General features: G+C 61.7%; 14 protein-coding genes. All 14 read left to right on the top strand.

Annotation, left to right across the window (positions count from 1 at the left end):
- Window positions 1-24: 24 nt before the first annotated feature.
- Entirely contained in the window at window positions 25-819 is a 795-nt protein-coding gene (locus J2858_RS13130; protein WP_210105639.1) for a DUF3313 domain-containing protein, read from the top strand.
- Window positions 820-1,054: 235 nt separating this feature from the next.
- Window positions 1,055-2,023, top strand: a complete 969-nt coding sequence (locus J2858_RS13135; protein ID WP_245366018.1) for a LysR family transcriptional regulator — start codon at window positions 1,055-1,057, stop codon at window positions 2,021-2,023.
- Window positions 2,024-2,165: 142 nt separating this feature from the next.
- Window positions 2,166-4,154, top strand: a complete 1,989-nt coding sequence (locus J2858_RS13140; protein WP_210105277.1) for a conjugal transfer protein TraG — start codon at window positions 2,166-2,168, stop codon at window positions 4,152-4,154.
- A 14-nt stretch (window positions 4,155-4,168) separates the two neighbouring features.
- Window positions 4,169-4,624 carry a CopG family transcriptional regulator gene (locus J2858_RS13145; protein ID WP_140903594.1) on the top strand — a complete coding sequence of 152 codons (456 nt, stop codon included), beginning with the start codon at window positions 4,169-4,171 and terminating at the stop codon, window positions 4,622-4,624.
- A 152-nt stretch (window positions 4,625-4,776) separates the two neighbouring features.
- Window positions 4,777-5,757: a P-type conjugative transfer ATPase TrbB gene (gene trbB / locus J2858_RS13150; protein WP_210105278.1), complete on the top strand. Its 981-nt coding sequence runs from the start codon at window positions 4,777-4,779 to the stop codon at window positions 5,755-5,757.
- Entirely contained in the window at window positions 5,754-6,086 is a 333-nt protein-coding gene (locus J2858_RS13155; protein ID WP_112524402.1) for a TrbC/VirB2 family protein, read from the top strand. The genes trbB and J2858_RS13155 overlap by 4 nt, the downstream gene beginning before the upstream one ends.
- Window positions 6,086-6,367, top strand: coding sequence for a VirB3 family type IV secretion system protein (locus J2858_RS13160; RefSeq protein ID WP_210105279.1), 282 nt, complete (start codon window positions 6,086-6,088; stop codon window positions 6,365-6,367). Before J2858_RS13155 ends, J2858_RS13160 begins: the two co-directional genes overlap by 1 nt.
- A gap of 10 nt (window positions 6,368-6,377) precedes the next feature.
- Window positions 6,378-8,885, top strand: a complete 2,508-nt coding sequence (gene trbE, locus J2858_RS13165; protein ID WP_210105280.1) for a conjugal transfer protein TrbE — start codon at window positions 6,378-6,380, stop codon at window positions 8,883-8,885.
- Window positions 8,882-9,664 (top strand): P-type conjugative transfer protein TrbJ, encoded by a 783-nt coding sequence (gene trbJ / locus J2858_RS13170; RefSeq protein ID WP_113436933.1) that lies wholly within the window; start codon window positions 8,882-8,884, stop codon window positions 9,662-9,664. Before trbE ends, trbJ begins: the two co-directional genes overlap by 4 nt.
- 20 nt (window positions 9,665-9,684) lie before the next feature.
- Entirely contained in the window at window positions 9,685-9,972 is a 288-nt protein-coding gene (gene trbK-alt / locus J2858_RS13175; protein WP_112524414.1) for a putative entry exclusion protein TrbK-alt, read from the top strand.
- A 3-nt stretch (window positions 9,973-9,975) separates the two neighbouring features.
- On the top strand, window positions 9,976-11,343 hold the full coding sequence (trbL, locus tag J2858_RS13180; protein ID WP_210105281.1) for a P-type conjugative transfer protein TrbL: 1,368 nt from the start codon (window positions 9,976-9,978) through the stop codon (window positions 11,341-11,343).
- Complete coding sequence (gene trbF, locus J2858_RS13185; RefSeq protein ID WP_112524420.1) at window positions 11,340-12,029, top strand: conjugal transfer protein TrbF; 690 nt, start codon at window positions 11,340-11,342, stop codon at window positions 12,027-12,029. Before trbL ends, trbF begins: the two co-directional genes overlap by 4 nt.
- Window positions 12,026-13,036: a P-type conjugative transfer protein TrbG gene (gene trbG, locus J2858_RS13190; protein WP_210105282.1), complete on the top strand. Its 1,011-nt coding sequence runs from the start codon at window positions 12,026-12,028 to the stop codon at window positions 13,034-13,036. Before trbF ends, trbG begins: the two co-directional genes overlap by 4 nt.
- Complete coding sequence (locus J2858_RS13195; protein ID WP_210105283.1) at window positions 13,036-14,169, top strand: TrbI/VirB10 family protein; 1,134 nt, start codon at window positions 13,036-13,038, stop codon at window positions 14,167-14,169. The genes trbG and J2858_RS13195 overlap by 1 nt, the downstream gene beginning before the upstream one ends.
- Window position 14,170: the final 1 nt, after the last annotated feature.

Consider the following 14,170-nt stretch of genomic DNA (forward strand, 5'->3'; position numbering starts at 1 on the left):
ACGGGACTCTTTTTTTTGTTGGCTATGCCGTTGCTTACCGCATGCACAACCGTGTCTCTAAAAGAGGGCGGTACGCTCAGCTCGTACAGTCGCCTTAGTCCTGAGAAAGGCAAACTGTCCAAGCGGCGAACTTATGTCGACAGCGCGGCTCTGTCACCGTTGAGAACTGCTACGATCATTCCTACGAGCTTCACTCAGGCAGCCGCTTTGCGAGTGCAGACCCCGGATGATCGCAGATTGGTGACGAACATCCTTGATCGCTCACTCTGTATCTCGCTTAGTGACCGGTTTTACATGGTACCCTTCGGCCAGAGTGCCGACGTCACCGTTCGCGCAGTCGTCACGGACATAATACCGACGGACAAGGTCGCAGCGGGAGCTTCAACGGCGTTAACGCTCGGGACCGCAGTAGCGCTTCCCCTAGCCGCTCCACGCCTGCCAATCGGGCTCGGCGGCATTGCGATTGAGGCCGAAGCAGTTGGCCAGCGAGGGGATCAGCTCGCTGCATCGGTCTGGGCGCGCGGAGCTAACTCGATTTCGAACACGCCCCAAGTATCCGAGGTAGGAGATGCTTACGCATTAGCGGCCACTTTTGGGAGCGAGTTCGCAAAGCTTCTTGTCGATGGCAAGGATCGAAATGGACCCGATTTTTCGCTGCCATCAGCCAACCGGATCCAGTCATGGTTTGGTGGGAAGCCCAAGCACGCCGCGTGCGATACCTTCGGGCGCTCACCGGGTGTAGCTGGCCGGATCGCTAATCGGCTGGGGGCTCCGCCTGATTGGACGGACAAACAAGCTGAGCTAGGGGCATCACGGTAGTGCTGCGCTGGAGGAGTGTCATCACTACACCATGCGCTCTCACGATATCAATGATGATCGAGGACATGTTCATGCCTAAGCCTTTCAAGTGGCGACTGGACAGTTGCGGACCCAAGTCAGCGAAACACCTCCCCATCCGGCTCACGGTGAGTGGTTTCGTGGGCATGAGTTGTCAGCGGCGATGGCAAACTCGCGGTCACCTTAGATTGTTGCGAGTCTTATCAGAGAGGTAGTTTTGCGCCGTAGCAAAGGTCGCGCCGCAAGAGCGTCACGGGTTTACGCACTTATAGACGGACGGGTTTCGCTGAAATCGCTCGTCCAAACGCTGGCTGTTGCCGAGTATTTGAGTTTCCAACGGGCCGCTTCGGCGTTGGGCACCAGTCAATCGAGTGTCAGCGCCCGGATCAAGCTGCTGGAAGAGGACCTAGGCGTCATCCTCTTCCAGCGCAACACGCGCGGCGTTCGACTCACCGATGCTGGACGCGAGTTCGTCGATCAGGTTCAGGAAGCTATCAGCACTCTTGATGCTGCGATCAACACCGCAGGAATCAACGCGCGCGGGGGTAAGGGCGAACTGCGGATTGGCGTTTATGCTCTTACAGCAGGCTGGTTCCTCGACCAATTACTAAATCAATTCCACGACACGTACCCAGATGTTCAATTGCAAATCACAGAAGCAACGGCACGTGACGCTGAGATCATGCTTCGTGAAAGCAAAATTGATATCGCTTTCATGGCTCAGAATCATGAAATTTCTGACCTCAATTCGCGCGTCATATGGCGCGATCGTCTGGTGGTCGCGTTACCATTTGGGCATCCCTTGGCCCTGCAGACAAACATCGAGTGGCGTCAACTCGCCGGGGAAACATTTCTCGTTCGGCATGGCGGAAGCGGCCCACAGATTCATGACCTGATCGTCACGCGGGCGACTGGAAACTGGTTGACGCCGACAATTCACCGTTGCGATGTTGGACGCAGCACGTTGCTGTCGATGATTGCGGCCGGACACGGTATTTCTCTTTTCGTGGAGGAAGTGGTCCAGGCCAATACTGCGAACGTTTGCTTTCTGCCGATCAGCGACGAACCGGAAACGATCGCCTTTTCTGCTGTCTGGTCGCCCCAAAACTGCGATCCTGCGCTTTTAAAACTCCTCAGCGTTACGAAGAAAGTGGACTGCCAACACCTTTCTTCTGATACACGTTAACGCACCCTGATGGTGCCGCTGCAGCCCATCCGATTCGCCGCCGATAGTATTCGGCAGCCCTACGGCCACACCTTTGCTGTTGCAACGCTCAAAATAGCACATTCTCTGATCGCCTCCGTCTCTTTTGCCGATTGGGGTCTGTATGCGTGGAGGGCGAATACTCTGGGGCCAGATCATTGTGGTGCTCACCATCGTCGTGGTGATGGTCTGGACTGCAACGCAATGGGTGGCTTTCCGGCTCGGCTTCCAGCCCCAGCTCGGCGCCCCCTGGTTCGATATTTCCGGATGGCCATTTTATTATCCACCTGCCTTCTTCTGGTGGTGGTTTTCTTATGACGCCTATGCGCCCGGCATCTTTACCGAAGGTGCGTTCATCGCCACGTCCGGGGCGGTTCTTGCAATAGCCGCCGCCCTCTTCATGTCGATCATCCGGGCACGGGAAGCCCGCAATGTCGCCACCTACGGTTCGGCGCGATGGGCCGAGGATAAGGAAATCCATGCGGCCGGATTGCTTGGTCCTGATGGCGTCGTGTTGGGACGGCACAGCAAGGACTATCTGCGTCATGACGGCCCAGAACATGTACTGTGCTTTGCACCAACCCGATCCGGCAAGGGCGTGGGCCTCGTCGTACCGACGCTGCTGAGCTGGCCGGGAAGCTGCATTGTCCATGACATCAAAGGGGAGAATTGGAACCTGACCGCAGGCTTCCGCTCCCGTCATGGCCGCGTCCTGCTGTTCGATCCGACCAATGTGCATTCCGCAGCCTATAATCCGCTTCTGGAAGTGCGGCAGGGTGAACGGGAAGTCCGTGACGTCCAGAACATCGCGGACATCCTAGTTGATCCCGAAGGTTCTCTCGACAAGCGCAATCATTGGGAAAAGACCTCGCACAGCCTGCTGGTCGGCGCGATCCTGCATGTTCTCTATGCCGAGAAGGAAAAGACACTGGCTGGTGTCGCAAATTTTCTGTCCGATCCGCGCCGTCCGGTCGAAGCGACATTACGTGCGATGATGGACACGCCGCATCTGGGCGAAGCCGGGGTGCATCCCGTCATTGCTTCTTCTGCGCGGGAATTGCTGAACAAATCCGAGAACGAGCGCTCCGGCGTGCTTTCGACCGCCATGTCTTTTCTCGGCCTTTACCGAGATCCAGTTGTGGCCCGCGTGACGGCGCGGTGCGATTGGCGCATCGCCGATCTGGTCGGTGCGAAAGAACCGGTCAGCCTCTATCTCGTAGTGCCACCCTCTGACATCAACCGCACCAAGCCGCTGATCCGCCTCATCCTCAATCAGGTCGGGCGCCGGCTGACCGAGGAACTGGAAACCTCCGGCAAGCGGCATCGGCTGCTATTGATGCTCGATGAGTTTCCGGCATTGGGCAGGCTCGACTTCTTTGAATCGGCGCTGGCCTTTATGGCCGGCTACGGGCTGAAAGCGTTCCTAATCGCCCAATCGCTCAATCAGATCGAGCGCGCCTATGGTCAGAACAATGCCATTCTCGACAACTGCCATGTACGCGTTGCCTTCGCGGCCAATGATGAGCGTACTGCCAAGCGGATCAGCGATGCGCTCGGCACGGCAACCGAAATGCGCGATTCCACTAACTATGCCGGCCATCGCCTCGCGCCATGGCTGGGGCATCTCATGGTGTCGCGGCAGGAAACGGCGCGGCCGCTGCTGACACCCGGGGAGATCATGCAGCTTCCGCCCACCGACGAGATCGTCATGGTGGCGGGGGTGCTGCCGATCCGCGCAGCCAAGGCACGCTACTATGCTGATGCGCGGTTTCAGGAGCGGGTGATGTCACCGCCCGATCTGCACAAACAGCCGGTGAAAATCGCCACATCGGCACAGGACGACTGGACGAGCCGCATTGTTGCGGCTGCGACCGGCAATGTCTCTGCCTCAGATACATCCGATGACGATCCGGCCAATGCTGGTATTCGGCGTGAACCGGAACTGCCTGAGCATGAGGAAATCATCCCGCCACCTCCGCCACCATCGCAGGAGTTCGATTTCCTCGATGATGAGCCGGACGTCGATGCCGCCAAAGCCCGAGCCATGCGCCAGCGTATGCGCATGGTGGCGCGGCACGCGTCACTTGACCCAAATGACGGCATCGAGCTTTGAGAGCGGAGACAGGCATGACGACGCGCACCCGCATGAATGTCTACTTCGATCCCGCTCTGCTGAAACAGGTGGAAGCGCTGGCATTGCGCCGAAATGTCTCGAAATCCGCAGTGATCGAGGCCGCGGTCGCATCCTTCATGTCAGGCGATACGACTGAGCGACTGGAAGCCGCCATGTCGCGCCGCCTGGACAAGCTTGGCCGTCAGTTCGACATACTGGACGAGGATATCGCCGTGCTGGGCGAAACCCTTTCGCTATTCGTACAATTCTGGCTGACCCTCACGCCGCCGCTGCCCGACAGCGCAAAACAATCTGCGCGAATCAAGGGAAACGAGCGTTTCGAGGGATTCATGCAGGCGCTTGGTAAGCGCCTCGCCACCGGTGACAGGTTCCTCAAAGAAATATCGCACGACATGGCTGCGCTACACGACACCCCGCCGGAGGGTGTGTCCGAAGGCGATGGGGATTAGCCTCAGGATTTGAACTCGTCCTATTCACCGCCAGGCCTCGCCGATGGCCGCACGCGCGTAAACATCTGTTGAAATAGCCCAAAATCAGGTTCTTTTAATCGACCCCGATCCGGGGTCCGTCTTTTGCGCGCCCCGTCATGAACGGGGCCGCTATGACCGCATCAAATCAAAAGCCGGAAACGATTGCCCGTGGTGCGCGGATGTTGCGCACTGCGCTTGGGGCATCCATCGCCCGGTTTCTGGAAGATCCCGGTGTGGTCGAGGTGATGCTGAACCCGGATGGCCGCATCTGGGTGGATCGGCTGTCCGAGGGCTTGGCCGATACGGGGGAAATTCTGTCCGCCGCCGATGGCGAGCGGATCGTGCGTCTCGTGGCCCATTATGTCGGGGCGGAGGTTCATGCCCGCAATCCGCGCGTTTCGGCAGAGCTTCCCGAAACCGGTGAACGGTTCGAAGGGCTATTGCCGCCCGTTGTCGCCGCGCCCGCCTTCGCCATCCGCAAGCCCGCCGTCGCGGTGTTTACGCTCGATGACTATGTGACCGCCGGGATCATGACCAGCATTCAGGCAGAAGTGCTGCGCCTGAACGTCGCCACGCGCGCCAACATCCTTGTGGCAGGCGGCACGTCCACCGGCAAAACCACGCTGACCAACGCGCTGCTGGCCGAAGTGGCGAAAACCTCGGATCGCGTGGTCATCATTGAAGATACGCGCGAGCTGCAATGTGCCGCGCCCAATCTCGTGGCAATGCGCACGAAGGATGGCGTTGCCACGCTTTCCGATCTGGTGCGCTCTTCGCTGCGCCTACGCCCTGATCGCATCCCGGTCGGGGAGGTCCGCGGGTCCGAAGCTCTCGATCTGCTCAAAGCTTGGGGGACGGGACATCCGGGCGGCATCGGCACTATCCACGCCGGTTCCGGCATCGGTGCGCTGCGCCGCCTCGAACAGCTCATCCAGGAAGCCGTGATCACGGTTCCACGCGCCCTGATCGCCGAGACGATCGACCTTGTTGCTGTCCTTGCCGGGCGTGGATCGTCGCGTCGGCTGGTTGAACTCGCCCGCGTCGACGGGCTGGGGCCGGACGGCGACTACGCCATTACCCCCGCAACCACCTCAAAAGGAGATCCTTCATGATCCGCACGATTTCGCGCGGCTGCCACGTCATGGCAACCGCCGCCGCCACCGTTTCCGTCAGCCTGATGCTGGCGCCTGCAGCACACGCCTCCGGTTCCTCCATGCCGTGGGAGGCGCCGCTTCAGAGTATCCTCCAGTCGATCGAAGGGCCGGTCGCCAAGATCATCGCAGTGATCGTCATTATCTCCACCGGCCTTGCGCTGGCCTTCGGTGATACGGGTGGTGGCTTCCGCAAGCTGATTCAGATCGTGTTCGGTCTGTCTATCGCGTTCGCGGCCAGTTCGTTCTTCCTGTCGTTCTTCTCGTTTGGCGGCGGGGCGCTCATCTGATGGCGGGCGGCCTCGAACAGCTCGATGCGGTGCCGGGTTTTTCCGTCCCGGTCCACCGGGCGCTGACCGAGCATATCCTGCTCGGCGGCGCACCGCGCTCCATCGCGATCGTCAATGGCACGCTGGCCGGGGCCGTGGGCCTCGGCTTGCGCCTGTGGCTGGTCGGCCTCGCCATCTGGGCGGTCGGACACTTCCTCGCGGTATGGGCGGCTAAGCGAGATCCGCTCTTTGTCGAGGTCGGCCGCAGGCATCTGCGCATCCCCGGTCATTTGTCAGTGTGAGGACGCGGCTATGATGAACCTCAGCGAATATCGCCGCACCTCCGCCCGGCTTTCCGACTATCTGCCGTGGGCAGCTCTGGTCGCACCAAGCATTGTGCTGAACAAGGATGGCAGTTTTCAGAGGACGGCGAAGTTTCGCGGGCCGGATCTGGATTCTGCTGTCGCCGCAGAACTGGTCGCCGTCGCCGGTCGCATCAACAACGCCGTCCGCCGTCTGGGTTCGGGCTGGTCGATTTTCGTCGAGGCGCAGCGCTCCGAGGCCGCGACCTATCCAGACAGCCGTTTTCCAGATGCGGCCTCCGCTTTGGTCGATGCCGAACGCAAGGCTGGCTTCGAGGAAGCTGGCACCCATTTCGTTTCAGGCTATTTCCTGACCTTCCTCTGGCTGCCACCTGCCGAGGACGCGGCTCGTGCCGAAACATGGCTCTATGAAGGCCGCGAGCAATCTGGCGTCAATCCGCATGAATTGTTGCGCGGCTTCATCGACCGCACCGACCGCGTGCTGGCCTTGCTCGACGGGTTTATGCCGGAATGCGGCTGGCTCAATGATAGCGGCACGCTCACCTATTTGCATTCGACCATCTCGACCAACCGGCATCGCGTGCGCGTGCCCGAAGTGTCGATGCACCTTGATGCGCTGTTGCCCGACCAGCCCCTGACCGGCGGACTGGAGCCGCGCCTTGGCGATCAGCATCTGCGCGTCCTGACCATCATCGGCTTCCCGACAGCGACCACACCCGGCCTGCTCGACGAAATGAACCGGCTCGCGTTCCCATATCGCTGGTCCACCCGCGCCATCCTGATGGACAAGACGGATGCAACGAAGCTGCTGACCAAAATCCGCCGCCAGTGGTTTGCCAAGCGTAAGAGCATCGCCGCGATCCTCAAGGAGGTGATGACCAACGAACAATCGGCGCTGGTGGACACCGATGCGTCTAACAAGGCGCTCGATGCCGACATGGCCTTGCAGGAGCTGGGCGCTGACGTCGCTGGCATGGCCTATGTCACAGCAACCGTCACCGTCTGGGACATTGATCCGCGGATCGCCGACGAGAAGCTACGTCTGGTCGAGAAGATCATTCAAGGCCGTGACTTCACGGCCATGCCCGAAACCGTCAATGCCGTCGATGCCTGGCTCGGCTCGATCCCCGGACATGCCTACGCCAATGTCCGTCAGCCGCCGATCTCGACGCTCAACCTTGCCCACATGATCCCGCTATCGGCCGTGTGGGCGGGGCCGGAACGGAACGAACACCTCGGAGCGCCCCCCTTGCTGTATGGCAAGACCGAAGGTTCGACGCCGTTCCGGCTTTCCCTTCATGTCGGCGACGTGGGCCACACCCTCGTCGTCGGCCCGACCGGCGCGGGCAAATCCGTGCTGCTGGCGCTGATGGCCCTGCAATTCCGCCGCTATGAACGCAGCCAGATCTTCGCCTTCGATTTCGGGGGATCGATCCGGGCATCCGCGCTGGCCATGGGCGGCGACTGGCATGACCTCGGCGGCGGGTTGACCGAGGGATCGGAGGTTTCCGTTTCCCTGCAACCGCTCGCGCGGATCGATGATGCCTATGAGCGGTCATGGGCCGGTGACTGGATCGCTGCAATCCTGATGCGAGAAGGCATGACCATCACGCCTGAGGTGAAGGAGCATATCTGGACGGCGCTGACCTCGCTGGCATCTGCACCCGTCAGCGAGCGCACCATCACCGGTCTCGCGGTGCTCTTGCAATCCAATGATCTCAAGCAGGCGCTGCGACCCTATTGCATCGGTGGTGCCTATGGCCGGTTGCTCGATGCGGAGACCGAACAACTCGGCTCAGCGGGTGTGCAGGCGTTCGAGATCGAGGGACTGGTCGGAACTGGCGCGGCCCCGGCCGTGCTCGCCTACCTGTTCCATCGCATCGGCGACCGGCTCGACGGGCGGCCGACTTTGCTCATCATCGACGAAGGTTGGCTGGCGCTGGATGACGAAGGGTTCGCCAACCAGCTGCGCGAATGGCTGAAGACGCTCCGCAAGAAAAACGCCAGCGTTATCTTCGCCACGCAGTCGCTCTCGGACATCGACGGCAGCAACATCGCGCCTGCCATCATCGAAAGCTGCCCGACACGGCTGCTGCTGCCGAATGAACGCGCGATCGAGCCGCAGATCACTGCGATCTATCGGCGGTTCGGCCTCAATGACCGGCAGATCGAGATCCTCGCACGGGCAACGCCCAAGCGCGACTATTACTGCCAGTCGCGCCGCGGCAATCGCCTGTTCGAGCTGGGCCTGTCCGAAGTCGGCCTCGCGCTCTGCGCCGCATCATCCAAAACCGATCAAACCCGCATTGCCGCTCTCGTCGCCGAGCATGGGCAGGAAGGCTTCCTCGCCGCCTGGCTGCGCGAGCGCGGCGTCGAATGGGCGGCCGAGCTGATCCCCGATCTCACCAATCTTGCCGAACGGCCCGAGCCCGCTCAGCCGGTCAGGCCAGATCCAATCCAACCCGATGACATCCAGGAAGAGGAGACCTTGCCATGATCCGTATACTCATTTCGCGTTTTGCCAGTGCATCCATGCTGGCGTTGACCCTCGCTATGTCGGTCGCACTATCACCAATCCTGACAAGTCCGGCTCACGCCTTTGGCTTTGGCCGCATCGTCTATGATCCGACCAACTATGCGCAGAACCTTCTCACCGCCGCGCGCACGCTGGAGCAGATCAACCACCAGATCACTTCGCTTCAGAACGAAGCGCAGATGCTCATCAATCAGGCGAAGAACCTCGCCAGCCTGCCATATTCCTCGCTCCAGACCTTGCAGAAAAATGTGCAGCGCACACAGCAGCTCCTGAGCCAGGCCCAAAACATCGCCTTCGACGTCCAGAACGTCGATCGGATGTTCAGCCAAAAATACGGCAATGTCTCGCTCTCTGCCACCGACACCCAGCTTGTCGAAGATGCGCGTTCGCGCTGGCAGAACACAGTTGGCGGTTTGCAGGATGCCATGCGCGTGCAGGCTGGCGTTGTAGGCAATATCGACACCAACCGCGCCGAGATGTCCGCTTTGGTCGGCCAGAGCCAGAACGCCACCGGCGCTTTGCAGGCAACGCAGGCGGGCAATCAGCTTCTCGCCCTCCAGTCGCAGCAGCTTTCCGATCTTATCGCGCTGATGTCGGCCAATGGCCGGTCCGAGGCGCTGATCGAGGCCGAACGAGCAACAGCCGCCGAACAGGGCCGTGTCCAGCGTGAACGTTTTCTGACGCCGGGATCGGGCTACCAGCCCGGCAATGCCCGGATGTTTGGCAACGGCAACAACTGACCGGACAGGAGGGGCGCGACATGGACGGCAAGATGCTGGCACGACTGGGCGCGATCATATTCGTGGCTATCGCCATCACCGCCACGGTGATCGAAATGACCCGCGAGAATGAACCGGCGCAGAACCGCACGGCGCCATCGCTTCAGCCCTCTGCCGATCCGCTGCGCCAGAGCCTGCGCCGTTGCCAGCAGTTAGGCGAAGCCGCCGTGAGTGATCCCGGCTGCCTCGCCACCTGGGCCGAGAACCGCGACCGCTTTCTCGGCCGGACGCCGGTGCCCGCTTCCCCGCATCAGAACGGGGGAGAGTGAAACATGGGCGGCACCGGCGTCATCGACAATTTTCTGGGCGTATTCACCAGCTATATCGACAGTGGCTTCGGTCTGCTTGGCGGGGAAGTCGCCTTTATCGCCACCACGCTGATCGTCATCGACGTGACGCTGTCGGCGCTGTTCTGGAGTTGGGGCGCGGACGAAGACATCATCGCCCGGCTGGTCAAGAAGACGCTGTTCGTCGGCGTCTTCGCCTATCTGATCGGCAACTGGAACAATCTCGCGCAGATCATCTTCGACAGCTTCGCCGGTCTGGGCCTGAAAGGGTCAGGCACCAGCTTTTCTTCTGCCGATCTGCTTCGTCCCGGCAAGGTGGCGCAGACCGGCCTTGATGCCGGTCGACCGCTGCTCGAATCCATCTCCGACATGATGGGCTACTGGTCGTTCTTCGAGAACTTCATCCAGATCGCCTGCCTGATGTTTGCCTGGGCGCTGGTGCTGCTCGCCTTCTTCATTCTGGCCGTGCAGCTCTTCGTCACGTTGATTGAGTTCAAGCTGACCACGCTGGCCGGGTTCGTGCTGATCCCCTTCGGCCTGTTCGGCAAGACCGCCTTCATGGCCGAGCGCGTTCTCGGCAATGTCGTTTCCTCCGGCATCAAGGTGCTGGTCCTGGCCGTCATCATCGGCATCGGATCGACCCTGTTTTCACAGTTCACGGCAGGCTTCGGCGGCGTGACGCCGACCATCGATGATGCCATGGCGATCGTGCTGGCCGCACTTTCCCTTCTCGGCCTCGGCATATTTGGTCCCGGCATCGCTTCCGGTCTGGTTTCCGGCGGCCCGCAGCTTGGCGCCGGTGCTGCCGTCGGAACCGGCCTTGCTGCGGGCGGCATGGTGCTTGCCGGGGGGGCCGCCGCTGGCATGGCCGCGAAGGGAGGAGCCGCTGCGCTCTCTGGTGGAGCGGCTGCCGTCCGGGGTGGTGCTGCCGCCGCAGGGGCGGCGAGCGCCGCCTACAGTGTCGGTTCGCTTGGCCAGTCTGGTGCTGCCGGCGTTGCCTCCGGTCTGGGCGGTGTTGCCCGTGCCGCAGGCTCCGCCGCCGCATCGCCCCTGAAACGTGCCGCCTCGAAGGCATCGGAAAGCGTCCAGTCCAGCTTTTCCGATGGAGCGCGTGCCGGTTTCGGCGTCAGCGGCGGGTCTTCGACGGCTGGAACAGTCGGAGGCGCGAGCGAGGCCGCGAACGCTACCCCATCACCCGCAACTCAGGTTGGCGGTTTTCCGGCATGGGCAAAGCAGATGCAGCGCAAACAGACACTCAGCCACGGCACGTCGATGGCCGCCCATGCCGTGCGCTCCGGCGACAGCCATGGCGGCGGCTCCTCCATCAATCTTTCTGAAAGTGACCGCTCATGAACATCTTCAAACGTCCATCGGCCCATTACGGCAAATCGCCCGAACCCGAGACGCCCTATCAGAAAGCTGCCCAAGCTTGGGACGAGCGTATCGGCTCGGCTCGCGTGCAGGCAAAGAACTGGCGCATCATGGCCTTCGGCTCGCTGATCCTCTCGGCCGGTTTCGCCTCTGCCCTGATCTGGCAATCGGCGCGGGGGACGGTCGTTCCTTGGGTGGTACAGGTCGATAATCTCGGCCAGTCACAAGCCGTCGCGCCTGCCGTGGCTGACTATCGCCCGACCGATCCGCAGATAGCATTCCATCTCGGCCGCTTCATCGAGCAGACGCGCTCGATCGCGTCCGACGCCATCATCGTGCGCCAGAACTGGCTGCGCGCCTATGAGTTCACTACGGATCGGGGTGCTGCGACCCTCAATGATTATGCCCGTGCCAATGACCCGTTCACCAGGGTCGGACGGCAGCAGATTGCGGTCGAGGTGTCGTCGGTGATCCGAGCCTCGAATGACAGCTTCCGTGTCGCCTGGACCGAGCGCCATTACGAAAATGGCCAGCTCTCCACGACCGAACGCTGGACGGCGATCCTGACCATCGTAATCCAGACGCCGCGCGATGCTGAGCGCCTGCGCGCCAATCCGCTCGGTATCTACGTCAATGCAATTTCATGGTCGCGGGAGATGAGCCAATGACCCGCACAATGGTTCGTAATTCCGGCTTGCCGGTTTTCCGTAAACCCGCTTTGGCGGCTTTGTTGCTGTCAGCCACCATGCTGGCCGGTTGCGCAACCAACCGCACCCCGCAGTTCAGCTATGATGCCGATGTACCCGCGTTGCCCGTGGTGCCGGCAGCCGTTACCGATGACCGGCCCCGGCCTTTGCACACACCCCCGGCATGGACTGTGGCGCGCGGCGGGACCGTTGCCACGACGCCGAGTGGCCGCGTCGAGAATGCCAATGCTGCCGCCCGTGTCGAACCGCGCCGGGAAGGCTATTACAACGCCGTCCAGATCTACCCCTGGTCGGAAGGGGCGCTGTTTCAGGTCTATGCCGCACCGGGGCAGATCACGACAATCGCGCTGGAACCCGGCGAAAGCCTGACTGGCGCGGGACCGATCGCGGCAGGCGATACCGCCCGATGGATCATTGGCGATACCGAAAGTGGATCGGGTACAAGCCGCCGCGTCCATATCCTCGTCAAACCGACCCGCGAGGATATTTCTACCAATCTTGTCATCAGCACGGATCGCCGCGTTTATCTCATTGAGCTTCGCGCCCGCGTGGCGCTCTATATGCCCGCTGTGGCCTGGGCCTATCCCGCGTTACCTGCCGGTCAGCGCGTGACCGTGCCGGCAGCCCCCATCATCCCTGTCGAGACGGCCCGCAACTATCGCTACGGACTGACTGGAGACACGCCACCGTGGCGCCCCATCTCCGTCTTCGACGATGGCCGCCGTGTCTATGTCGTCTTCCCGCGCGGCATCGTGCAGGGCGAGATGCCGCCGATCTTCGTCATAGGCTCCGAGGGCGAAACGCAGATCGTCAACAGCCGCATCCACCAGAACATCCTGATCGTGGATCGTTTGTTCGGGGCTGCCGAGCTGCGCCTTGGCAGCGGCGATCGCCAGCAGACCGTCAGGATCGTCCGCGTCGAACAAAGGCAGGCGGCCCAGCCCGCAAAGACCGGGGAGAATCCGTAATGAGCGACGAGACGACCACCAACGCGCCTCCTATGCGCCTGCGCGCCGAGCCGCCGCGCGTCACCCGGCTGTCGCGCAAGATGCTGGCCGGTGTGGGCGCCGTCGCGCTCCTCGGTATTGGCGGCGCATTGATCTATGCGCTCCAGACCCGCGATATGAGTGGAAATGGCGAGGAACTCTATTCCACCGAGAACCGCGCCACAGCGGACGGGCTGGCCGGTCTGCCGAAAGATTATACCGGCCCCGTCCTGGGACCAGCTTTGCCGGGCGACCTCGGCGGCCCGATCCTCGATGCGCAGAACAGGGGGCAACCCGTTACGCCGCGCGTAATGGTGACGCCAACTCGTGATCCTGCCGAGGAGCGACGTCTCGCGGAGGAAGAAGCTGCACGTCTCAGCACGGTGTTTTTCCAGTCGGGGCAGCGATCAGCGACTACACCCGGTTCCAGTATGCCGGGCCTGGCTGGCCTTGACCTTGGCGGTCAACCCGCCACGCAGGACCGACACACGGCATTTCTCAATGGTCCGGTGGACCGTCAGGCCGTCGCCATGGATCGGATCATGGCGCCAGCCTCGCCATACATCCTTCAGGCAGGGGCTGTAATCCCGGCTGCAATGATTACCGGCATCCGTTCGGATCTGCCCGGCCAGATCGCCGCGCAGGTCACGGAAAATGTCTATGACAGCCCGACCGGCGCGCTGCTCCTGATCCCGCAGGGAACGCGCATCATCGGACAGTATGATGCCGGTGTGCAGTTCGGCCAACGCCGTGTGCTGCTGGTCTGGAACCGCCTGATCCTACCCAATGGCCGCTCCATCGTGCTGGAGCGCCAGCCCGGCGCTGACGCTTCCGGATATGCCGGTCTGGAAGATGGCGTCGATTACCACTGGTGGGGTCTGATGAAGGCTGCCGGCCTGTCCACGCTGCTTGGCATCGGGACAGAACTGGCGACCGACGACGAAGACCGCCTGATCCGCGCCATCCGCGATGGGGCGCAGGACACCATCAATCAGGCCGGACAGCAGATCGTCCAGCGCCAGTTGCAGGTTGCCCCAACGCTGACCATCAGGCCTGGCTATCCGGTCAGGGTCATCGTCACCCGAGATCTCGTACTCGAACCTTACAGGAATTGAC

This window comes from Neorhizobium galegae (genome assembly GCF_017877135.1).
Classification (GTDB): domain Bacteria; phylum Pseudomonadota; class Alphaproteobacteria; order Rhizobiales; family Rhizobiaceae; genus Neorhizobium; species Neorhizobium galegae_A.

What these genes read in the sequence shown, in the direction of transcription:
- J2858_RS13130 (WP_210105639.1), top strand. Translation starts at nt 25, where the DNA reads ATGCCGTTGCTTACCGCATGCACAACCGTGTCTCTAAAAGAGGGCGGT.
- J2858_RS13140 (WP_210105277.1), top strand. Translation starts at nt 2,166, where the DNA reads ATGCGTGGAGGGCGAATACTCTGGGGCCAGATCATTGTGGTGCTCACC.
- J2858_RS13145 (WP_140903594.1), top strand. Translation starts at nt 4,169, where the DNA reads ATGACGACGCGCACCCGCATGAATGTCTACTTCGATCCCGCTCTGCTG.
- trbB (WP_210105278.1), top strand. Translation starts at nt 4,777, where the DNA reads ATGACCGCATCAAATCAAAAGCCGGAAACGATTGCCCGTGGTGCGCGG.
- J2858_RS13155 (WP_112524402.1), top strand. Translation starts at nt 5,754, where the DNA reads ATGATCCGCACGATTTCGCGCGGCTGCCACGTCATGGCAACCGCCGCC.
- J2858_RS13160 (WP_210105279.1), top strand. Translation starts at nt 6,086, where the DNA reads ATGGCGGGCGGCCTCGAACAGCTCGATGCGGTGCCGGGTTTTTCCGTC.
- trbE (WP_210105280.1), top strand. Translation starts at nt 6,378, where the DNA reads ATGATGAACCTCAGCGAATATCGCCGCACCTCCGCCCGGCTTTCCGAC.
- trbJ (WP_113436933.1), top strand. Translation starts at nt 8,882, where the DNA reads ATGATCCGTATACTCATTTCGCGTTTTGCCAGTGCATCCATGCTGGCG.
- trbK-alt (WP_112524414.1), top strand. Translation starts at nt 9,685, where the DNA reads ATGGACGGCAAGATGCTGGCACGACTGGGCGCGATCATATTCGTGGCT.
- trbL (WP_210105281.1), top strand. Translation starts at nt 9,976, where the DNA reads ATGGGCGGCACCGGCGTCATCGACAATTTTCTGGGCGTATTCACCAGC.
- trbF (WP_112524420.1), top strand. Translation starts at nt 11,340, where the DNA reads ATGAACATCTTCAAACGTCCATCGGCCCATTACGGCAAATCGCCCGAA.
- trbG (WP_210105282.1), top strand. Translation starts at nt 12,026, where the DNA reads ATGACCCGCACAATGGTTCGTAATTCCGGCTTGCCGGTTTTCCGTAAA.
- J2858_RS13195 (WP_210105283.1), top strand. Translation starts at nt 13,036, where the DNA reads ATGAGCGACGAGACGACCACCAACGCGCCTCCTATGCGCCTGCGCGCC.